The 19,537-nt window shown below is 72.4% G+C and carries 18 protein-coding genes; 4 read left to right on the forward strand and 14 right to left on the reverse strand.

Annotated features, from left to right (window positions below; all coding sequences use genetic code 11):
- Positions 1 to 192 precede the first annotated feature (192 nt).
- Positions 193 to 861 (forward strand): rhomboid-like protein, encoded by a 669-nt coding sequence (locus tag ACIQUQ_RS21400; protein ID WP_403978060.1) that lies wholly within the window; start codon positions 193 to 195, stop codon positions 859 to 861.
- Positions 862 to 1,024: 163 nt separating this feature from the next.
- On the opposite strand, the gene ACIQUQ_RS21405 is transcribed toward ACIQUQ_RS21400, so the two are convergent.
- From ACIQUQ_RS21405 to ACIQUQ_RS21445, 9 genes are all read right to left on the reverse strand, one after another.
- On the reverse strand, positions 1,025 to 1,831 hold the full coding sequence (locus ACIQUQ_RS21405) for an HAD family hydrolase (protein ID WP_403668326.1): 807 nt from the start codon (positions 1,829 to 1,831) through the stop codon (positions 1,025 to 1,027).
- On the reverse strand, positions 1,828 to 3,105 hold the full coding sequence (serS, locus tag ACIQUQ_RS21410) for a serine--tRNA ligase (protein ID WP_403978063.1): 1,278 nt from the start codon (positions 3,103 to 3,105) through the stop codon (positions 1,828 to 1,830). Before serS ends, ACIQUQ_RS21405 begins: the two co-directional genes overlap by 4 nt.
- A gap of 571 nt (positions 3,106 to 3,676) precedes the next feature.
- Positions 3,677 to 4,612: a prephenate dehydratase gene (gene pheA, locus ACIQUQ_RS21415; protein WP_399944251.1), complete on the reverse strand. Its 936-nt coding sequence runs from the start codon at positions 4,610 to 4,612 to the stop codon at positions 3,677 to 3,679.
- A 42-nt stretch (positions 4,613 to 4,654) separates the two neighbouring features.
- Positions 4,655 to 5,917, reverse strand: coding sequence for an iron uptake transporter deferrochelatase/peroxidase subunit (gene efeB / locus ACIQUQ_RS21420; RefSeq protein WP_403978066.1), 1,263 nt, complete (start codon positions 5,915 to 5,917; stop codon positions 4,655 to 4,657).
- A gap of 5 nt (positions 5,918 to 5,922) precedes the next feature.
- Positions 5,923 to 7,971: a copper resistance CopC/CopD family protein gene (locus ACIQUQ_RS21425; protein ID WP_403978069.1), complete on the reverse strand. Its 2,049-nt coding sequence runs from the start codon at positions 7,969 to 7,971 to the stop codon at positions 5,923 to 5,925.
- A gap of 22 nt (positions 7,972 to 7,993) precedes the next feature.
- Positions 7,994 to 8,479: a copper chaperone PCu(A)C gene (locus ACIQUQ_RS21430; RefSeq protein ID WP_403978072.1), complete on the reverse strand. Its 486-nt coding sequence runs from the start codon at positions 8,477 to 8,479 to the stop codon at positions 7,994 to 7,996.
- The gene (locus tag ACIQUQ_RS21435; protein WP_403978075.1) at positions 8,476 to 9,126 is read right to left on the reverse strand and encodes an SCO family protein; all 651 of its coding nucleotides are present in this window, start codon (positions 9,124 to 9,126) and stop codon (positions 8,476 to 8,478) included. Before ACIQUQ_RS21435 ends, ACIQUQ_RS21430 begins: the two co-directional genes overlap by 4 nt.
- Positions 9,127 to 9,208: 82 nt before the next feature.
- The gene (locus ACIQUQ_RS21440) at positions 9,209 to 9,946 is read right to left on the reverse strand and encodes a YcnI family protein (protein ID WP_403668308.1); all 738 of its coding nucleotides are present in this window, start codon (positions 9,944 to 9,946) and stop codon (positions 9,209 to 9,211) included.
- A 108-nt stretch (positions 9,947 to 10,054) separates the two neighbouring features.
- On the reverse strand, positions 10,055 to 10,849 hold the full coding sequence (locus ACIQUQ_RS21445; RefSeq protein ID WP_403978078.1) for a hypothetical protein: 795 nt from the start codon (positions 10,847 to 10,849) through the stop codon (positions 10,055 to 10,057).
- Positions 10,850 to 11,068: 219 nt separating this feature from the next.
- Between ACIQUQ_RS21445 and ACIQUQ_RS21450 the strand changes: the two genes are divergently transcribed.
- Complete coding sequence (locus ACIQUQ_RS21450) at positions 11,069 to 11,512, forward strand: ATP-binding protein (protein ID WP_403978081.1); 444 nt, start codon at positions 11,069 to 11,071, stop codon at positions 11,510 to 11,512.
- Between the two features lie 101 nt (positions 11,513 to 11,613).
- Here the strand turns inward: ACIQUQ_RS21450 and ACIQUQ_RS21455 are convergent, their stop codons facing one another.
- Positions 11,614 to 13,080: an aminopeptidase P family protein gene (locus ACIQUQ_RS21455; RefSeq protein WP_403978084.1), complete on the reverse strand. Its 1,467-nt coding sequence runs from the start codon at positions 13,078 to 13,080 to the stop codon at positions 11,614 to 11,616.
- A gap of 114 nt (positions 13,081 to 13,194) precedes the next feature.
- The gene (locus ACIQUQ_RS21460; protein WP_403978087.1) at positions 13,195 to 14,610 is read right to left on the reverse strand and encodes a PP2C family protein-serine/threonine phosphatase; all 1,416 of its coding nucleotides are present in this window, start codon (positions 14,608 to 14,610) and stop codon (positions 13,195 to 13,197) included.
- Positions 14,611 to 15,123: 513 nt separating this feature from the next.
- Here ACIQUQ_RS21460 and ACIQUQ_RS21465 point away from each other — a divergent pair.
- Complete coding sequence (locus tag ACIQUQ_RS21465) at positions 15,124 to 15,816, forward strand: bifunctional DNA primase/polymerase (RefSeq protein ID WP_403978090.1); 693 nt, start codon at positions 15,124 to 15,126, stop codon at positions 15,814 to 15,816.
- A gap of 175 nt (positions 15,817 to 15,991) precedes the next feature.
- Positions 15,992 to 16,549, forward strand: a complete 558-nt coding sequence (locus tag ACIQUQ_RS21470; protein ID WP_403978093.1) for a hypothetical protein — start codon at positions 15,992 to 15,994, stop codon at positions 16,547 to 16,549.
- Positions 16,550 to 16,731: 182 nt separating this feature from the next.
- Here ACIQUQ_RS21470 and ACIQUQ_RS21475 read toward each other — a convergent pair whose 3' ends face one another.
- From ACIQUQ_RS21475 to ACIQUQ_RS21485, 3 genes are all read right to left on the reverse strand, one after another.
- Complete coding sequence (locus ACIQUQ_RS21475; RefSeq protein ID WP_403978096.1) at positions 16,732 to 17,721, reverse strand: DUF5926 family protein; 990 nt, start codon at positions 17,719 to 17,721, stop codon at positions 16,732 to 16,734.
- Between the two features lie 131 nt (positions 17,722 to 17,852).
- The gene (locus ACIQUQ_RS21480) at positions 17,853 to 18,485 is read right to left on the reverse strand and encodes an ATP-binding protein (protein WP_399944287.1); all 633 of its coding nucleotides are present in this window, start codon (positions 18,483 to 18,485) and stop codon (positions 17,853 to 17,855) included.
- A 74-nt stretch (positions 18,486 to 18,559) separates the two neighbouring features.
- Positions 18,560 to 19,390, reverse strand: a complete 831-nt coding sequence (locus tag ACIQUQ_RS21485) for a glycerophosphodiester phosphodiesterase (protein WP_403978099.1) — start codon at positions 19,388 to 19,390, stop codon at positions 18,560 to 18,562.
- Positions 19,391 to 19,537: the final 147 nt, after the last annotated feature.

Below are 19,537 nucleotides of genomic sequence, written 5' to 3' on the forward strand. Positions count from 1 at the left end.
CGGGGGGCCCCCCTTCCGGCGGGGCGCCCCGGGGCCCCCCGCCAACCCGGGGCCCCCCCCCCCCCCCGCGGGGGGGGGGGGGGGGGGGGGGGGGCGGGGGGCGCCCCCCCCCCCCGCCCCCGCGGCCCGGGGAGGTGACCCTCCCCGTCTGCGTACCGGGCGGAGCACAGGGTCCGGAGTGATGATCGGATCATGACGTCTCACTCCGGACCCGAACCGTCCCGGCCCGTGCGGTCCTGGATCCGGTCCTCGCCCGGTACGCACGTATGGCTCGCGGTCATCGCGTTCACCAGCCTCGTCGTGGTGATCGTGCCCGACCGGACCGAGCACTTCCTGCTGCACCGTCACAGCAGCAACATCCACGAGCTGGTCAAGCACCCGGTCGAGGCCCTGGTCGGCAGCGCCTTCTGGATCGAGAACCCCGCCTCACTGCTGCTGTACGCGGTGCTCTTCGAGATCTTCCACGCGAACGTGGAACGCTGGCTCGGCACCCTGCGCTGGCTCGTGATCGTGGCCACCGCCCACGTCGTCGCCACCCTGGTCAGCCAGGACGTGGTGCTGATGGCCATCCGGGACGACCGCGCCCCGCGCAGCATGGCCCACGTGGTCGACATCGGAGTGAGCTACGGACTCGCCGCCGCCGTCGGCGTCCTGACGTACCGGCTGCCCGGCCCCTGGCGCTGGTTCTACCTCGTCGGGGCGGTCGCCTTCTTCGCCGTACCGCTGCTGACCGGCGGCACCTTCACCGACCTCGGCCACGCCATCTCGCTGGCGATCGGCCTGCTGTCCTGGCCGCTCACGCGCAGCCCTGCCCACCCGCACCCGGACATCCTCGCGCGCGAGGACGAGCCCGCCCCCTGACGGGCGCCAGGGGGCCGGTGGGGCCCGGAAATTCGCTGGTACGTACGGGCCGCCGACGGCAGAGTGAAACCCGCGGGGGAACGACCCGGGTCCGGGGCAGCCGCTTCGAGCGCGCCGCAAGGCGCGGGCGGCCCCGGACGCCGGTGAGCGCGTCCGGTCCGGGTCAGGCGGCGCCGAGCAGGCGCTCCAGCACCACCGCGATGCCGTCTTCCTCGTTCGAGGTCGTCACCTCGTCGGCGACGGCCTTGAGCTCGTGGTGCGCGTTGGCCATGGCCACGCCGTGCGCGGCCCAGCCGAACATCGGGACGTCGTTCGGCATGTCGCCGAACGCGATCGTCTGGTCCTTCTTCACACCCAGCCGCCGGGCGGCCAGCGAGAGCCCGGTGGCCTTGGTCAGCCCCAGCGGGAGGATCTCCACCACGCCGGGACCGGCCATCACGATGTCGACCAGCGAGCCCACGACCTGCCGTGCGGCCGTGGCCAGCGCGTCGTCGTCCATGCCGGGGTGCTGGATGTAGAGCTTGTTGAGCGGCGCCGTCCACAGCTGGGCCAGGTCGTCGAGGAACACGTGCGGGAGGGGACCCTCCTGCACGCGGTAGCCCGGACCGACCAGCACCTCGCCGTCGATGCCGTCCCGGCTGGCCGCCAGCGCCACCGGGCCCAGCTCCGCCTCTATCTTGGCGAGCGCCAGCCCGGCGAGCTGCCGGTCGAGCGTCACCGAGGTGAGCAGTTTGTGCGCGCCGGCGTCGTAGACCTGCGCGCCCTGGCCGCACACCGCGAGCCCCTGGTAGCCCAGGTCGTCGAGGATGTGGCGGGTCCAGGGCACCGAGCGTCCGGTCACGACGATGTGCGCCGCGCCCGCCGCGGTGGCCGCGGCGAGCGCCTCGCGCGTCCGCTCCGAGATCGACTCGTCGGCCCGCAGCAGGGTGCCGTCGAGGTCCGTCGCGATCAGCCGGTACGGGAAACTCACTTGGAGATCGGCTCCAGGAACTCGCGGCCGCCGAGGTAGGGGCGGAGGACCTCGGGCACCCGCACCGAGCCGTCGGCCTGCTGGTGGTTCTCCAGCAGCGCGACGATCGTGCGCGGAACGGCGCACAGCGTGCCGTTCAGCGTCGCCAGCGGCTGGATCTTCTTGCCGTCACGGACGCGCACCGACAGGCGGCGGGCCTGGAAGCCGTCGCAGTTCGAGGCGGAGGTCAGCTCGCGGTACTTGCCCTGGGTCGGGATCCACGCCTCGCAGTCGAACTTGCGCGAGGCGGAGGCGCCGAGGTCGCCGGTGGCGACGTCGATGACCTGGAAGGGCAGCTCCAGGGAGTTCAGCCACTGCTTCTCCCAGGCGAGCAGCCGCGCGTGCTCGGCCTCGGCCTCCTCCGGCGCGATGTACGAGAACATCTCGACCTTGTCGAACTGGTGGACGCGGAAGATGCCGCGGGTGTCCTTGCCGTAGGTGCCGGCCTCGCGGCGGAAGCACGGGGAGAAGCCGGCGTAACGCAGCGGCAGCTTCTCGGCGTCGATGATCTCGTCCATGTGGTACGCGGCGAGCGGGACCTCGGAGGTGCCGACCAGGTAGTAGTCGTCCTTCTCCAGGTGGTACACGTTCTCCGCGGCCTGGCCGAGGAAGCCGGTGCCCTCCATCGCGCGCGGGCGGACCAGCGCCGGGGTGAGCATCGGGATGAAGCCGGCCTCGGTCGCCTGGGCGATCGCGGCGTTGACCAGGGCGAGCTCCAGGAGCGCGCCGACGCCGGTCAGGTAGTAGAAGCGGGAGCCGGAGACCTTGGCGCCGCGCTCGACGTCGATGGCGCCCAGCGCCTCGCCCAGCTCCAGGTGGTCCTTCGGCTCGAAGCCCTCGGCGGCGAAGTCGCGGATCGTGCCGTGGGTCTCGAGGACGGTGAAGTCCTCCTCGCCGCCGACGGGCACGTCGGGGTGCACGACGTTGCCGAGCTGGAGGAGCAGTCGCTTGGCGGCCTCGTCGGCCTCGTTCTGCTCGGCCTCGGCGGCCTTGACGTCGGTCTTCAGCTGCTCGGCACGCTTCAGGAGCTCGGCCCGCTCCTCCGGGGAGGCCTTGGGGATGAGCTTGCCCAGCGACTTCTGCTCGTTGCGCAGTTCGTCGAAGCGGACGCCGGAGGACCTGCGGCGCTCGTCGGCGGAGAGCAGTGCGTCGACGAGTTCGACGTCCTCTCCACGGGCGCGCTGCGAGGCGCGGACACGGTCAGGGTCTTCACGGAGCAGCCGGAGGTCAATCACCCCACCAGGCTACCGGCCTGGGCTTCCGCGCCGGACACCGATATCACGCTGCGTGTCGCTATGTCCTAATTGCCGTGAATGGAAAACTGGGGGCGTGTGGCCGGAACCGATCCCTCCGCCGACGTCGATAAAAGGGTGCCCTTTCCTCGAAAAGGGGCGGGACGGGACGCGGGGGTGGCGGCCGCCCGGCTGCCGGACCCCTTGGGAGGAGCGGGCCGCCGGGACCTGGTTGTCCACAGGAATTCACAGGAAGGGTGCGTTATCCACAGGCTGTGGGGGTGGGCTGTGGATGTGAATTGCGATCTTTCTCCAGCGCTTCGCGAGCCGAAGGAATCTCGGCTCAAACCCCCATCACACACTCATTCGGGTGGGAATGGCTCGCCCCAAAGAGTTGATCAATGGTGCGAGGGTGACGGCGTTCATCTCCCGGGAGCCGGGACGCCACCCGGCTCCGTCGGCCGATTTGTCGACGATGTCGCGCTCGGATGTCGACTTGTCCCCAGGTCGAGAAGCTTCCCTGTGGATAACTCTGTGGACAATCCTGTGGGTGGGGACGGCGCCGCCGGACCGGTCAGGCGCGGCCGTCGAGGCAGCGAGTCAGCCAGTCCGAGGCGGCCGTGAAGTCACCGTCCGAAGTCCCGGGCCGCGGCGCGCGCACGTCGGCCGCCGAGACGCCCGCCCGTGGGTACGACCCCAGGAAGCGGACGTTCGGGCAGATCCGCTTGAGGCCCATCAGCGCCTCGCCGACCCGGCGGTCCGAGATGTGGCCCTCGGCGTCCACCGCGAAGCAGTAGTTGCCGATGCCCTCGCCCGTCGGCCGGGACTGGATCAGCATCAGGTTCACCCCGCGCACCGCGAACTCCTGGAGCAGTTCCAGCAGGGCGCCCGGGTGGTCGTCGCCGAGCCAGATGACCACGGAGGTCTTGTCGGCACCGGTCGGCGCCGAGGGCCGGGCCGGCCGTCCCACCAGGACGAACCGGGTCTCGGCGTTCTCGGCGTCGTGGATCTCGGTGACCAGTGGCTCCAGGCCGTACGTCGCCGCCGCGAACTCGCCCGCGAAGGCCGCGTCGTACCGGCCCTCCTGCACCAGCCGCGCGCCGTCCGCGTTGGAGGCGGCCGACTCCCAGACGGCGTCCGGCAGGTTGGCCCGCAGCCAGTTGCGGACCTGCGGCTGCGCCACCGGGTGCCCGGTGACCGTCTTGATCTCGGACAGCTTCGTGCCCGGCCGGACGAGCAGCGCGAACGCGATCCGCAGCCGCACCTCGCGGTAGATCATCAGCGGCTCGCCGGCGGCCAGCTCGTCGAGGGTCGCCGTCACCCCGCCCTCGACCGAGTTCTCGATCGGGACGAGCGCCGCGGCAGCCTCGCCGTTGCGCACCGCGTCGAGCGCGGCGGGCACCGACACCATGGGGACGAGCTCCCGGGTGGCGGCTTCGGGCAGCGTGCGGAGGGCGGCTTCCGTGAAGGTGCCCTCGGGACCGAGATACGTGAAGCGGGTGGCCGACATGCGATCAGCCTAGTGCTCCCCGTGACCGGCGGCCGGAGCCGTTCACGCTTCGAGAAGCCGCTGGCCCACGTACTCACCGGGCTTCGGGCCGCCCGGTACCGCGTACAGTCCGCTGGCCTCGTGCCGGACGAACGCCGACAGGGCGTCCCCCCGGTCCAGCTTCCGCTGCACCGGCACGAAGCCGCGCAGCGGGTCGGCCTGCCAGCAGATGAACAGCAGGCCCGCGTCCGGGGCACCGTCGGCCCCGATCCCGTCGTGGTACGAGAAGGGCCGGCGCAGCATCGCCGCGCCGCCGTTCTGCTCCGGCGCCGAGATCCGTGCGTGGGCGTTCGACGGGATCACGGGCTTCCCGTCGGCGCCGATCCGGTCCAGCTCCATCTCGGTGGTCTCCGTGCCGCCGGTCAGCGGCGCGCCGTCGGCCTTCTTCCGGCCGATGACCTGCTCCTGCTTCGCCAGGGACAGCTTCTCCCAGTCGTCGAGCAGCATCCGGATCCGCCGGACCACGGAGTACGAACCGCCCGCCATCCACGCGTGCTCGGCCGGCCCCGGACCGGCGGCCGGCACGAAGACCCGGCGGTCGAAGTCCGGCTCGGAGGGCTTCGGGTTGCCCGTGCCGTCGATCTGTCCCATCAGGTTGCGGGCCGTCATCGGCCTGCCCGTGGCACCGGGGGAGCGGTTGAAGCCGTTCATCTGCCACCGGACCGAGGCCGCGTCCCCGGCGTCCTTCTGGATCGCGCGCAGCGCGTGGAAGGCCACCAGGCCGTCGTTCGAGCCGATCTGCACCCAGAGGTCGCCGTTGCTGCGGCGCGGGTCGAGCTGGTCGGAGGAGAACTCCGGCAGCGGGTCGAGCGCCGTCGGCCGCCGTGCGGCCAGGCCCGTGCGGTCGAAGAAGGTGCGGCCGAAGCCGAAGGTGACCGACAGCGAGCTGGGGCCGGCGTCCAGCGCGATCCCGGTGTCCCCGGAACCGGCCGGGGCCCCGGCCATCAGCAGCCGTGCCGTCTCCGACCAGCGGCGCAGCAGCGCGGCCGCCTCCTTCCGGCCCGCCCCCGGCTTCAGGTCGAAGGCCAGTACGTGCCCCTTCGCCTGCATCGGGGTGGTGATCCCCGCCTGGTGGTCCCCGTGGAAGGGGACCTCGGTCGCGCCCAGCGAGGCCAGGGCCCCGGCCGCGCCGCCGCCCGTGCCCTCGCCGTCCGCGAGCGCGGAGGCGCCCAGCGCCCCGCCCGCCGCGCCCAGCGCGAGCCCGGCGGCTCCCGCGGCACCGACGGTGCCGAGCAGCCGCCGCCTGGAGATCTCGATGTCGGTCACGCTGGTCAGCCGATCTTCACTGTCTTCTGCACGGTCACTTGGTCGATGTCGGAGGTGCGCACGGTCACGTCGATGCGCCACGTCCCGGCGAGCGGGAGCTGGACCCCGGAGGCGGTCCAGTGTCCGGTGCTCGCGTGGTCGGGGACCAGGGGCAGCGGGCCGATGTCCTTGGCGGGCAGCGTGAACGCCACCTTCACCTCGGGCGCGTCCAGCGGCTTGCCGTTCGTCCGGGCCAGCCACAGGTGCAGGGTGTTGGACCCGGTGCGGCCCGGGTCGAGCTCCAGCCGCGCCGACCCCTGGCCGTCCTCGCCGCCCGTGTCGAACGGGAGGGTGACCTTGATGGGCCGGTTGGGCACGGCCGTGGAGTTGGTGGCCGTGCTCCGCCCGGCCTCCTGCTCCGCGGCCCGGCCGGGCTCGGTGCTGGTCAGCACGGTGGTGACGGCCAGCAGGACCACGGCCACCCCGGCCTCGGTCAGGACCGAGCGCCGCAGCCCCGCCCGTCCGGGGTCCGCGTCGCGGACCTTCTTCTCCCGGGCGGTGGCCAGGGCCGCCCGCTGACGGGCGAGCTGCGCGGCACGCTTCGGGTCCTCGGGCACGGTCACCGGCTCGGGCTCGGGCTGGGACCCGGAGAGGGGCACCGCCTCCGCCTCGGGTCGTGTTTCACGTGAAACATCCCCCTGGTCCGCGACCAGGCCCTGCTCGCCCGCGGCCGGGCCCTCGCCCAGCCGTGCCGTCCACTTCCGGGACAGGTAGGCCACGCCCACCAGGACCGCGACCAGCCCGACCTTCACCAGGAGGAGCTGCCCGTACGTCGTCCCGGTCAGGGCCGACCAGCTGCCGAGCTGCCGCCAGGACTGGTAGACGCCCGTCGCGGCCAGTACGGCCACGCTGACGAACGCCACCCGGGAGAACCGCTGCACGGCGGCCCGCTCGATGCCCGGCACCCGGTACAGGGCCACCAGCAGCGCGACCAGACCGCCCAGCCAGGCGGCGACGGCCAGCAGGTGGACGATGTCCACCGGCATCGCGATGCCGGGCTGCACGCCCGTCGAGGCGTGCTCGGACAGCGCCCAGGTGGCCGCGATGCCGCCGGCCACCACCGCGCCGCCGACGCCGAGACCGAAGGTGAGGTCGCCGGTCTCCTTGCGGAGCTGCTCCTCCGTCTCGGCGTCCGCCGCCGCTTCCTGGGCCGCCTGCCGGCGCGCGTACGCCCCGAAGAGCACGGCCAGGAAGAGCGCAGCGGCACCGAGCAGCAGCAGCCGCGACACCAGGGAGGCGCCGGTCTTGGTCTCCAGCACCGCCTTCAGCCCGGAGAGGTCGAAGGCGTCGGCGAACTTCCCCGATCCCGTGTACGGATGACGCAGCGCCAGCATCGCGAGCGTCGCCGCGGTCAGCGTCACCCACCCGTGCAGCACCACCCGCTGGACCGGCCGCACCCCTGCCCCACGGCGCCAGCACAGCAGCACGAAGGCCGCGCCGCCGACCAGCAGCACGAAGCCCGCGTAGGCGGCGTAGCGCGCGACGCCGTAGGCGAAGCCCACCGGACCGCCGCCCGCCTCCTGCTCCGGCAGGGACACCGTGGTGGTGGAGGGTGCGCCGACGGAGAAGGTGAACGCACCGGAGATCGGGTGGCTGTCGGCGGACACGGCCTGCCAGGCCACCGTGTACGTGCCGTTGGGCAGGCCGGCGTGCAGCTGGACCCCGTACCTGACGGTGGTTCCGTCGCACAGGTCCCGCTGTTCACCGGTGTCGACCCGCTTGCCGCTCGGATCCATGACCCGGATCGAGTCCTCGCCCATCGCCACCTGCTCCGAGAAGGAGAGCGTGACCTGGGCGGGGGCCGTGGCGACCACCGACCCGTCCTTGGGATCGCTCGCGGTCAGCGCGGCGTGCGCCACGGCCGGCGCGGCGGTGGCGGACAGCGAGCCCAGCAGGGCCGCGACGACCAGCAGCAGCCGGAGGAGCTGCCGTGGGCGCAGTGGCTGCCGGAGCACCGGCTGCCCGGGCGGCCGGGGCCTGAGCGATCGGGCGGGGGCGGGGGCGGTGGCCGTCATGGCGTGTCAGTCCCTCGGTCCGTCAGTGGTGCTTCGGGTTGTAGGTCCGTTCCTTCACGTCCAGCTCGACCTTGACCGGGTCCGCCTTCTCGAAGTGCAGTTCGACCGCGACCTTGTCGCCGACCTTCGGCTTGCTCTTGAGGCCCATGAACATCATGTGGCTGCCGCCGCGCTCCAGCCGGAGCTCGCCGTTGGCCGGCACGTCCATCGACCGGACCTGCTGCATCTTCTGGTTCTTGGTCTCGTGGATCTGTACGTCGTCCGAGAGCGTGCTGGTCACCGAGGTGAGCTTGTCGGCGGTGTCCGAGCCGTTCTTGACGACCAGGAAGCCGCCCGCCATGTCGCCGTTGACCGGCTCCGGCATGAAGGCCCCGCTGACGCTCAGGGCCGGCTTGCCGTCCGAGCCCCCGGCCGGGGAGTCCTCGGCGGCACAGCCGGCTATCGCGAAGGACGCGGTCAGGGCGGTGGCGGCGAGGAGGGCGGTGCGGAGGGTGGTGCGGCGGTTCACGGGTTCTCTCCCTTGATGAGCTTCGGCAGGTCCTGGGTGTAGTCCTCGGCGGTGGTGTCCTCGCCGTACAGGACGTACCCCTCGTCGGACTTCGGGGAGAACGCGATGACCTGGGCCCCGTGCATGGAGACGACGCTGCCGTCCTTCTCCTTCTTCGGGGGGTCGATGCCGATGCCGATGCTGCGGGCGCCGGCCTGGATCTTGTTGAAGTCGCCGGTCAGCCCGATGAAGGCCGGGTCCTGGGCCTTGAGCCACTTGCCCAGCGAGTCGGGGGTGTCCCGCTCCGGGTCCGTGGTGACGAAGACGACCTGGAGCTTGTCCTGGTCGGCCTTCGGGAGGGCCTTCCTGGCGATGGCGATGTTGCTCATCGTCAGCGGGCAGACGTCCGGGCAGTTGGTGTAGCCGAAGTAGATCAGCGTCGGCTTGCCCTTGGTCTGCTCGCGCAGGCTGTACTGCTTGCCGTGCGTGTCCGTGAGCACCAGGTCGGGCTTCTCGAAGGGCCGGTCGAGGACGGTGGCGGCCTTGGTCTTCGCCGAGGCGCTCACCTCCGCGACGGGAGAGCCCTTGTCGGAGTCGCTGCCGCAGGCGGACAGCGTGAGCGCGGCCGCAACCGCGAGAGCGGCGGCCGTCACACGTGTGGTGTGCATGGGGGAGTCGTCCCTGTGGATCGGGGTTGGAAGTGCTTGCGGTGCGACGGCCCGTACGGGCGTACCGGCGGCCGCACCGGGATCAGGAGGTGCGGCGGCGCGACAGCACGCCGAACGCCACGCCCGCGGCGCCGACGAGGATGCCGGCGATGCCCAGCGCGCGGGCCGTGGTGTCGGAGGAGCCCGACGCGCTCGCGTGCTCGTCGCCGTGGGCGCCGTCCTTCCCGTCCTTCGCGTCGGTCTGCTTGGCGTCGTCCTTGCCGCCCGACGCGCCGCCGTGGTGGCCCTCGCCGGTGGGCTCGGTCAGCTTGAGGACCGGAGCCGGGTTCTGCGGCTCGTCCGCGCCGTCCTTGGGCTCCTCGATCCAGCGGACGACCTCGTTGTTGTCGTACGTCTGGATCGCCTTGAAGACCATCCGGTCGGCGTCCTCGGGCAGCTGGCCCACGGAGAGCGGGAACTGCTGGAAGCGGCCCGGGGCGATCTTGCCGCCGGTCCAGGTGACCTTGGTGACGGCCTCGGTGATCTGCTTGCCGTGGATGGTCAGCGGCTTCGCCAGCTTGCTCTTGGTGACCTCGACCTGCCAGCCCGGCACGTCCTGCGGCATCACGGACGCGAGCGGGTGGTCGGCGGGGAAGGTGACCTCGAGCTTGTTGGTCGAGGCGTTGTCGCGCTCGTTCGGGACCTTGAAGTTGATCGTGGCGTAGCCGCCCTTCTCGGCCTGCCCGGGCTGCACGCTGACGTGCGCGAAGGCGGTTCCGGAGAGCAGCAGGACGGAACCGGCGGCGAGGGCGGCGACGAAGGAGACGCGAGAGGTCTTCATGGCAGAAAGCTCCACTGGCAGTGGGAACGGTGGACTGCGCGCGGGTGCGCGCGGACGCCGCGGCACCACCGCTCCCGGGTGGATCGTCCCGGGGAGCCGGGTACCGCGTCAGGCTGCGAGTGCGTACGCCGCGGGCGGCCCGCGCCTGATCACCGTGTGCTGGAGCGCCTCCCGCCCCACCGGGACCCGCCGCGCCTCCTCGCCGCGCGGCAGCTCCGCCGTACGGACCTCCGCGCCGGGCAGTCCCCGGCGCAGCGCGCGTACGAAGGCCAGCGCCGCCCGCAGGGACCGCACGGACCCCGCCTCGGCCGACAGCCGGACCAGCCGCAGCAGCGCCGCGTCCCCGCGCCCGAGCAGCCAGCCGGCGGCGAGCGCGGCCAGCAGGTGCCCGAGCAGCATCGGCAGCGAGAACAGTCCGGTGTCCGGGGCCAGTACCGGCGCGACGGCCTCCGCCGCCCCGCCTGCGTGGGTGTGGAGGTGGCCGCCGGCCGTCGCGGGGTCGATGCCCGCGACGAGCAGGACCTGCCTGGCCTCGGCCGGGCTCAGCGGGACGGTGTTGCCCCCGCAGACCAGCCGCGCGGCGAGGGCCGCGAGCGACTCGTCGGGGGAGGGCACCGGCTGCGGGACGGCCCTGTGCTGGCCGAGGCCGAAGAGTGCGTGGAGTGCCAGCTGTCCGCCGGCCAGCGCGCCGGCGATCCCGGGCAGCGAGCGCCGCCGTCCCGCCAGCGGGGCCGCGCAGGCGAACACCGCGAGGAACCCCGCGCAGAGCGCCCACAGCGGGACGGTCGCGCAGGAGGCCAGCGCGTGTCCCGCGCCGGACAGCACGACACAGACCGCGGTGAACACCGCGGCCCTCAGGAGCCGGAGACCGGTTCCGGTGCGCGTCGTGCGGGGGTGAGGCATGGCCGGGCCATCATCGCACTGCGCCCCGGCCCTCCATACGGCAGGTCCGGAAGGTCCCGTTGGTGCGTGCTCGTCGCTTCCCCCTCCTGGCCCACATACACCGCCGTGAAGGGGACGCGCATCGGCCGAACGGGCGCTCCGGCGTCGCTCAGGGGCTTATCGCGTGCCGTGTGCGGCAATAGGTAACGGTATGTCGAGCCGCGGCCAGGAGGCTGGAGCATGAGCATCTGGTGGTCCCTGCATCTGCGCCGCGAGGCTGCCAGCGTTCCCCTCGCCAGACGGCTGCTCCTGGGGACCATGGAGACCGCCGGAGTGGACCCCGACATCTCCTACGACCTGTCCGTGGCACTCACCGAGGCCTGTGCCAACGCGGTCGAGCACGGCGGCCTCATCGGTGCCGCGCCGGACACCGGGGCGTACCGCGTCACCGCGTACCTCGACGGCGACACCTGCCGCATCGAAGTCACCGACTCCGGCCCGGGCTTCCCCGAGCACCTGGGGACGCCGCGCAGGTCCGCGCTCGCCGAGAGCGGGCGGGGCCTGTGCCTGATCGAGCAGCTGGCGGACCACGTGCGGTTCCGGAACCGGCCGGGCCAGGGTGCGGTGGTCAGCTTCGACAAGATCCTCAAGTGGCGGGAAGGCGCGCTGCTGAAGGCCTCCTGAGCCGCGGACGACGGTGGGCGAGGACCGCGTACGGTCCTCGCCCACCGTCATGTCCGGGTGTCACCGGAGCGGACCGGCCGCTCCCGGCCGGCCCTCCGGGGTCAGCCCTTCAGGCGGGCCATCCAGGCCTCGACCTCGTCGGCCTGGCGCGGCAGGCCGGCGGACATGTTCCGGTTGCCGTCCTCGGTGACCAGGATGTCGTCCTCGATCCGGACGCCGATGCCGCGGTACTCCTCCGGCACGGTCAGGTCGTCGGCCTGGAAGTACAGGCCCGGCTCGACGGTCAGGCACATGCCCGGCTCCAGCGTGCCGTCGACGTACGCCTCGGTGCGCGCGGCGGCGCAGTCGTGGACGTCCATGCCGAGCATGTGGCCGGTGCCGTGCAGGGTCCAGCGGCGCTGCAGGCCCAGCTCCAGGACGCGCTCGACCGGGCCCTCCAGCAGGCCCCACTCGACGAGCTTCTCGGCGAGCACGTGCTGCGAGGCGTCGTGGAAGTCGCGGAACTTGGCGCCCGGCTTCACGGCCGCGATGCCGGCCTCCTGGGACTCGTACACCGCGTCGTAGATCTTGCGCTGGATCTCGCTGTACGTGCCGTTGATCGGCAGGGTGCGGGTGACGTCGGCGGTGTAGAGGCTGTGCGTCTCCACACCGGCGTCGAGCAGCAGCAGGTCGCCGGAGCGGACCGCGCCGTCGTTGCGGACCCAGTGCAGCGTGCAGGCGTGGGCGCCGGCGGCGCAGATGGAGCCGTAGCCGACGTCGTTGCCCTCGACGCGGGCGCGCAGGAAGAAGGTGCCCTCGATGTAGCGCTCGCTGGTGGCCTCGGCCTTGTCGAGGACCTTCACGACGTCCTCGAAGCCGCGGACGGTGGAGTCGACGGCCTTCTGCAGCTCGCCGATCTCGAACTCGTCCTTCACGGCGCGGGCCTCGGAGAGGTAGACGCGCAGCTCCTCGTCGCGCTCGGCGGTGACCTTGTCGGTCAGCGCCTCCTCGATCACGGCGTCGTGGCCGCGGACGTTGCGGACCGGGCCGGTGGCCTCGCGCAGCTCGTCGGCGACGTTGCGCACGTCCTTCACCGGGATGCCCAGCAGCTGCTCGGCCTCGGTCAGGGAGTGTCGGCGGCCGACCCACAGCTCGCCCTGGCCGGACAGCCAGAACTCGCCGTTCTCGCGGTCCGAGCGCGGCAGCAGGTAGACCGTCGCGGTGTGGCCGTCGGTGGTGGGCTCCAGGACGAGCACGCCGTTCTCGGTCTGGTCACCGGTCAGGTACGCGTACTCGGTCGAGGCACGGAACGGGTACTCGGTGTCGTTGGAGCGCGTCTTCAGCCGGCCCGCGGAGACGACCAGGCGCTCGCCCGGGAAGCGTGCGGACAGGGCGGCGCGGCGGGCGGCGGTGTGCTGCGCCTGCGCGATCGGCTCCAGGCCGTGCAGCTCGGTGTCGGCCCAGCCGGTGCGCATGCTCTCGGCCAGCTCGTCGGAGACGCCCGGGTACAGACCGTTCTTCCGCTGCTTGTGCTTCTTCGGCTGCTCTTCTTCCGGGGTCTCCGGGGTGAGCGAGAGCTCTTCCGACACGGTCCGCCTCCTCTTGGTACGACACTGAACCCCGTCCATCGTACGGTCGTGCGGAAGGGGTCCCAGGGCCTTAGGACCCATTACCAAGATCGTCGGATGCCGGGGCGGGCCGGGTCAGTCGAAACGGGCCGCCAGCAGCACGATGTCCTCCGCCGAATCGGCCTCGTCGCGGCCCTCGGGCAGCACCGTGCGCAGCACGTGGTCGCAGATCCCCGCCGGGTCGTCCCGGACGGTCCGCGGGACGCTCGCGGCGGCCGCGTGGAGCCGCGCGAAGGCCCGGTCCATGGAGTCGCCGGTGCGGTGCAGCAGCCCGTCGGTGTACAGCAGCACCGTTTCTCCGGGTCCGGGTTCGATCTCCACGCTGGGGGCCTCCCAGCAGGAGAGCATCCCGAGCGGGGCCGAGAGCGAGGTCTCCACGTACTCCGTGCGGCGCTCGCCGATCAGCAGCGGCGGGGTGTGCCCGGCGCCGGCCAGCACGATCTTGCGGCGCGCCGGCTCGCAGTACGCGAACAGCGCGGTGGCGGACCGCGCGGGCTCGGTGAGCCGCAGCAGCAGTTCCAGGTCGGACAGCACCGCGACCGGGTCCTCGCCCTCCATCACGGCGTACGCGCGGAGGGAGGCCCGCAGTCGGCCCATGGCGGCGATGGCGCTGGGCCCCGAGCCGGTGACGGAGCCGACGGCCAGACCGAGGGCGCCCTCGGGCAGCGGCAGCGCGTCGTACCAGTCGCCGCCGCCCCGCGGGCCGGTGCGGTGGCGGGCGGCCAGCCGGACGCCGGATACCCGGGGCAGGCGGCTGGGCAGCAGTTCCTCGGCGATGGTGCGCACCTGGGTGCGGGCCCGCTCCACCTCGACGACGCGGGCCAGGTGCTCGCCCGCGTAGCGGACGTACAGCTCGATCAGGTGGCGCTGGCGCTCGCTGGGCTCGGCGTGCTCGTCGTACAGCCAGACGGCGGCGCCGAGCCGGCCCATGGCCTGCGTGGCGAGGGGGAGGGCGTAGCTGGCGGCGTAGCCGAGGCGGGCCGCGACCTCGCGGAGGCGGGGGTCGACGGGGACGGAGTGGCCGCCCTGGCCGGCGGTGGCGTCCGGGTCGGGCAGCTGCTCGGTGCCGCCCTGCGCGTCCGGCAGGCCGTCGAGGATGCGGCCGTACGAGGTGGCGCTCCGCGGCACGGTCTCGATGTGCCCGAGGTCCGCGTGACCGAGTCCGAGGCCGATGGTGCTGGCCGGACCGAGGCCGTCCGAGGGTTCGAGGACGACGAGTCCGCGGCGGGCGCCCACCAGTGCGGCGCCTGCGCGCAGCAGTTCCTGGAGGGATTCCTCGAGGTCAGCGGCGCGGGTGAGGCGCTCGGTGAGCTCGTGGAGCGTGGTGAGGTCCGAGACCCAGCCGGCCAGGCGGTCCTGGATGACGGTCCCAGGGGCCGGTGCGGCGGGCGCGGGGGGCGTCGCGCGGGCGGGCGAGGGCGCGACAGTGTGCGGGGGTGCCGGAACCGCTGGATCGATTCCAGCCACTTTCGGCAGGTGCGGGATGCTCATGGCAGCCGCCTTTCCACCTGGTGCGATTCGCCATAAAACATCGCGACCCCCAGATCCCTCTGCGCCGCCGTCAATGGATCCACATCTACACGCAGATGTGGATCGATGTCCAGCATTGCCCAGGTGGGAATCCTGGTGTCCGTGGGACGACAACTCGCCGTACACGTAAGGCTCAAAGTTGGCTGAAAAATGCCCGGAGCGGACGTCTTTTGCGGTCGACTGAACTGGTTCAGCAGAGCGTCATATCGTGCGTGATGGGTACGTAATCGGTGATGGCCAGGGTCAGTTGGGCGGACCCGTGGAACCAGGCGGCGCGAGTCGCGCGTCGGCCACACCTGGGGGCTCCCCGGCGGTTTGCCGGGGGAGTTGCCGGCCCCGTAAGCCAGTAAGAACTGCACGAACCGCGTAAACCTCATCAAAGCGGACAGTGACGCGAAACGTGTACGTGTGGTGAAACACCGGATACATGGTGTGATGTGGCCCTCGACGTTCAACGGAAAGGAACGAGCGCTCATGCGCGAGATCCTCGGAAGGCGTCTCCAGCGGCTTCGGCTCTCCCGGCGCGGCGGATCCCCCGCCCTCCTCGGCGCGGCGCTGACCTGCGCGACCGAATGGCAGTGGCCGGTGATCCCCGGCGTCGGCCAGGCCCGCGCCGCCGACGGCCGCCCGGCCGATGACGCGCGGTGCGCCTGCCCCGACCCCGACTGCGTGGTGCCCGGAGCGCATCCCTACGACCCCGGCCTGCTGGCCGCCACGACCGACGCCCGCATGGTGCGCTGGTGGTGGACGAACCGCCCGACCGCCCCGGTGATCCTCGCGACCGGCGGCACCGCGCCCTGCGCCGTCAGCCTCCCCGTCGCCGCCGGCGCCCAGGCGCTGGCGCGGCTCGACCGGATGGGCATGCGGCTGGGGCCGGTCGTGGCGACGCCCACCCGGATGGCGCTGCTCGTGGCCCCGTACTCGATGGAGACGCTCGGCGAGCTGCTGTACGCGAAGGACTGCGTGCCGGCCTCCCTGCGGTTCCACGGTGAGGGCGGCTACCTCCTGCTGCCGCCCTCGGAGGCGGCCGGCGGCCGGGTGCGCTGGGAGCGCGCTCCGCTGGCCGGCTCGGCGCGGCCCTGGCTGCCGGACGTCGAGGCCGTGGTCGACGCGCTCGTCGAGGCGAGCAGCGGGGCGCCGGGCGGCGGCAGCCGGCTCGCGTACTGAGCCGCGCACCGGGTCGGGCGCCGGGCCACCCGGGTGCTGTGCCTGTGCCTGTGCCTGCGTCCCGCGTCCTGGTGCGCGCGTGCCGTCACTCGAACGGGTGTGAGCGGGGCGCCGTTCCAGGGCAATTGGGCGCGCGGCCGGCCGGCGTCCGTTCCCGCATCGCTATGTTCGCCGGATGAACCTCCGCTTGACCGGCATCGGCGTCGGTGTGCTGATCGCCCTGGCGCTGCCGCTCGCCGCGGCGACGGCAGGGCCGCTGTCCGACGAGGGGCGGGGCGGGCTCCTCACCTCGCTCGGGCTGCGCGACGACGAGCGCGGGGGCGGGGCCCGGGCGGACGGTGCCCGGCCGGAGCCGAAGGCCCCCGAGACCGACACCCGGTGCGGACCGGAACTCTCCTCCCCCGAGGGCGTGGAGGCCCAGACCTGCGTGCTGGGCGAGGCGGGCCGGGTCTGGGCGCGAACGTACTACCGCAACGCGACGGGGCACCCGCTGGACGCCGTACTCACGCTGATGGGTCCGGTCGGGCGGACCGTGCAGATCCGCTGCCCGCTCACCGCGGGGGACGAACCGGGGACCTGCGAGACGCCCAAGGAGGCTCCGGCCGGGACGGCGCAGGCGCGCGGGCGGGGGCTGGAGGAGTACTCGGCGGTGGCGGAATTTGCCGTACCGGATGTGAACGGCCCGCTGTTGCTCCGGGCCGGCAGCAACTCGGAACCCGTGACCGAGCGTTGAAATGGAAGGGCCCGGTCGCTGGCGACGGGGGATGCACCAGCGACCGGGCTACAAGAACGGTAACAAGAGATCGCGTGTTCGCAAATTCGATCTCGGATATTCGGACACCGATTTGCCGACCATTAGCGGGAGTTGTGACCCGAGTCACCAAACCGGCTGGTCGGACTGCTGACGCCCGCTGATCAGCTGAGCGTCACCTGGCGGTTGGTGAGTCCGCCGCGCGCCCGGCGCTCCTCGGGAGTCAGCGGGGCGTCCGTGGCCAGGGCGTTCGCCAGCCGCTCCGCGAACTCGGCCGCCGGCTTCTCGACGTCCGCCGCAGTGACCCCGGTGGGCAGGTCCCACACCGGCACCATCAGGCCGTGGGCCCGGAAGGAGCCGACCAGGCGGGTGCCCTCGCCGATCGAGGTCTCGCCCGCCGCGTGCAGTCGCGCCAGCGCGTCCAGCAGCTTCTCCTCGGCGTGCGGCATGACCCAGCGGAGGTGGTTCTTCTCCGGCGTCTCGCACCAGTAGGCGGCGTCCACGCCGGTCAGCTTGACGGTGGGGATGGCGGCGGCGTTGGCGCGTTCCAGCGAGGCGGCGACCTCAGGAGAGGCGTTCGTGGCGTTCTCCGTGTCCGGAATCCAGAATTCGAATCCGGTGTGCACAACCGGCTCGAAAACGCCCTCGGGGTCGAGGAGATCCTGAAGTCGGGGCCCCTCGGCGGGCACGCGCCGGGGAGAAACCGGATTACCCGGTTCCGTGGCGAGAGCGCGCTCCAGGGTGTCGGCGAGATCCCGTCCGAGGTCACCCGAAGACGTGTCGTTCTGCAAACCGAGCAGCACCGAACCGTCCTCGCGGCGCAGCGCGGGCCACGCCATCGGCAGTACCGTCGCCAGCGTCACCGACGGCACGCCCTCGGGCAGCCCGCCCTTGAGGGAGAGCGGCACGGTCGCGGCCGGCACCAGCTCGCGCAGCGCGACCCAGTCGCACTCGCCCGGCAGTCCCTCGAACGGGCGCTGGACGAGCTCGGTCACGGCGTGTGCCGCGGCCCGCCCGTGACAGGCCTTGTAGCGGCGGCCGGAGCCGCACGGGCAGGGCTCCCGGGCGCCCACCACGGGGATCTCGCCATCCGTGAGCTGCGGCTTTCCGGCCGTGGACTGGGGTCCCTTGGTCTGCGGGCGCTTCTTGGCCATCGTGGGTGTCTCCCGGTTGTGGCGTCGTGCTGAGGCTCTGTCGGCGCGAGCCTAGCCGTTCGTGCCGGGATCTCCGGGATGGCTGGAAGCGGAACGCGTGCCTCGGGTCCGGTCCCGTACCGGGTCCGTCGTCAGCCGTCCCGGGTCAGCGGACAGGACTCCAGATCTTCCAGGGCCGCGATGGCCGATATGAAGTCCAGCGCCGGCGCGGTGACGCGCGTAGCGAAATCCTCGTGACGGTGTCCTGCCGCGACGGTCACCCACACCGTGACCTCGCCCGCCGCACCGTCGCGCACGCCCCAGTCCTGGGCGAGCGCACTGATGATGTTCAGCCCGCGGCCGCCGCGCGCGGTGACCGAGGGCGTCGAGGGAACGGGCCGGGTGGGACCGCCCCCGTCCGTGACCTCGACCGTCAGACGGCCCCGGCCGTCGACCCGCCAAGCGGCCCTTACGTCGCCGTCTCCGACCTCGCCCGAGCCCAGCGGCCTGCCGTGCCGGCAGGCGTTGCTGAGCAGTTCGGAAAGGATCAGGACTGCATCGTCGACGACCGATTCGGACACCCCGCTGAGGCGCAGCTGTGCGCGCATCCGGTGTCTCGCCTCTCCCACGCCCGCAGGACCATGGGGTACGGCCATGCTCGACGACGTGGGCACTTCCTGTGCCACCACCAACGCCACCCCCGGAACCTCCTTAGCCCCACGCCATGGTCTGGATGCCCCAATGGCCTGGACCGGAAACCGCGCAGGCGGAGGCCTCTGACGCATTCATGACGACCGAATGCGGAGCGGATGCGCCGGGGCACACCCCGTCACGGAAGTGGGGGGTGCAACCCATGTGATTAGCGCCCGAGTTGGGACAGAACCCGCCCGGGGCGATTCGTAATGATCGCTTCTACACCCAGATCAGCGCAGAGCTGAACGTCTTCCGGCTCGTTCACGGTCCAGACGTGCACCGAGTGGCCCTGTGCCTGGAGCCGCTTCACGAACCCGGGGTGGTTCCGCACGATCCGCATGCCCGGGCCGGCGATCCGTACACCCGCGGGCAGCCGGCCGTCGCGCATGCGCGGCGAGATGAACTGCATCAGGTACACGGTGGGGATGGTCGGTGCCGCCGCCCGCACGCGGTGCAGGGAGCGGGCCGAGAAGCTCATGATCCGGACCGGCGAGTGGCCGCCGGCCGGGGGCGCGTCCAGGCCGAACCGCTTGAGCAGGAAGAGCAGCCGCTCCTCCACCTGACCGGCCCAGCGCGTCGGGTGCTTGGTCTCGATCGCCAGGTCCACCGGCCGCCCCGCGTCCGCGACCAGCTCCAGCAGCCGCTCCAGGGTGAGCACCGACGTGCGCTCCGGGTCGGGCTCCCCCGCCTCCTCGGCGTCCCAGTCCGGCGACTCCTCACGGTCCTTCCACGACCCGAAGTCGAGCGCGGCGAGATCCGCGAGCTCCAGCGCGGAGACCGCTCCGCGGCCGTTCGAGGTGCGGTTGACGCGGCGGTCGTGGACCAGCACGAGGTGGCCGTCCGCGGTCAGCCGCACGTCGCATTCCAGGGCGTCGGCACCCTGCTCGACGGCCATGCGGTACGCGGCCAGCGTGTGCTCGGGAGCCTCCTCCGAGGCGCCGCGGTGGGCGACGACCTGGATGGGCCGCGTGTCGGTCGGGTGCGGTGCGTGGGTCACCGCGTCATGGTGCCATCAGAGGGGGGTGCGGCGCGGCCCCGGACGGGGGACGGTGCCGGAAATGCCGGAGATAAAGATCGGCGTCGGATGCACAGGTCCGGCTTACAGTGCTCTGACAGACCATGGGAAAAGCTTTGCCCGGGAACG

Origin of the sequence: Streptomyces sp. NPDC101118 (assembly GCF_044759445.1) — a bacterium.
GTDB lineage: Bacteria > Actinomycetota > Actinomycetes > Streptomycetales > Streptomycetaceae > Streptomyces.

Coding starts and splice junctions, on each gene's coding strand:
- ACIQUQ_RS21400 (WP_403978060.1), top strand. CDS start 193: ATGACGTCTCACTCCGGACCCGAACCGTCCCGGCCCGTGCGGTCCTGG.
- pheA (WP_399944251.1), bottom strand. CDS start 4,612: ATGTCGGCCACCCGCTTCACGTATCTCGGTCCCGAGGGCACCTTCACG.
- ACIQUQ_RS21425 (WP_403978069.1), bottom strand. CDS start 7,971: ATGACGGCCACCGCCCCCGCCCCCGCCCGATCGCTCAGGCCCCGGCCG.
- ACIQUQ_RS21435 (WP_403978075.1), bottom strand. CDS start 9,126: ATGCACACCACACGTGTGACGGCCGCCGCTCTCGCGGTTGCGGCCGCG.
- ACIQUQ_RS21440 (WP_403668308.1), bottom strand. CDS start 9,946: ATGAAGACCTCTCGCGTCTCCTTCGTCGCCGCCCTCGCCGCCGGTTCC.
- ACIQUQ_RS21445 (WP_403978078.1), bottom strand. CDS start 10,849: ATGCCTCACCCCCGCACGACGCGCACCGGAACCGGTCTCCGGCTCCTG.
- ACIQUQ_RS21450 (WP_403978081.1), top strand. CDS start 11,069: ATGAGCATCTGGTGGTCCCTGCATCTGCGCCGCGAGGCTGCCAGCGTT.
- ACIQUQ_RS21460 (WP_403978087.1), bottom strand. CDS start 14,610: ATGAGCATCCCGCACCTGCCGAAAGTGGCTGGAATCGATCCAGCGGTT.
- ACIQUQ_RS21465 (WP_403978090.1), top strand. CDS start 15,124: ATGCGCGAGATCCTCGGAAGGCGTCTCCAGCGGCTTCGGCTCTCCCGG.
- ACIQUQ_RS21470 (WP_403978093.1), top strand. CDS start 15,992: ATGAACCTCCGCTTGACCGGCATCGGCGTCGGTGTGCTGATCGCCCTG.
- ACIQUQ_RS21475 (WP_403978096.1), bottom strand. CDS start 17,721: ATGGCCAAGAAGCGCCCGCAGACCAAGGGACCCCAGTCCACGGCCGGA.
- ACIQUQ_RS21480 (WP_399944287.1), bottom strand. CDS start 18,485: ATGCGTCAGAGGCCTCCGCCTGCGCGGTTTCCGGTCCAGGCCATTGGG.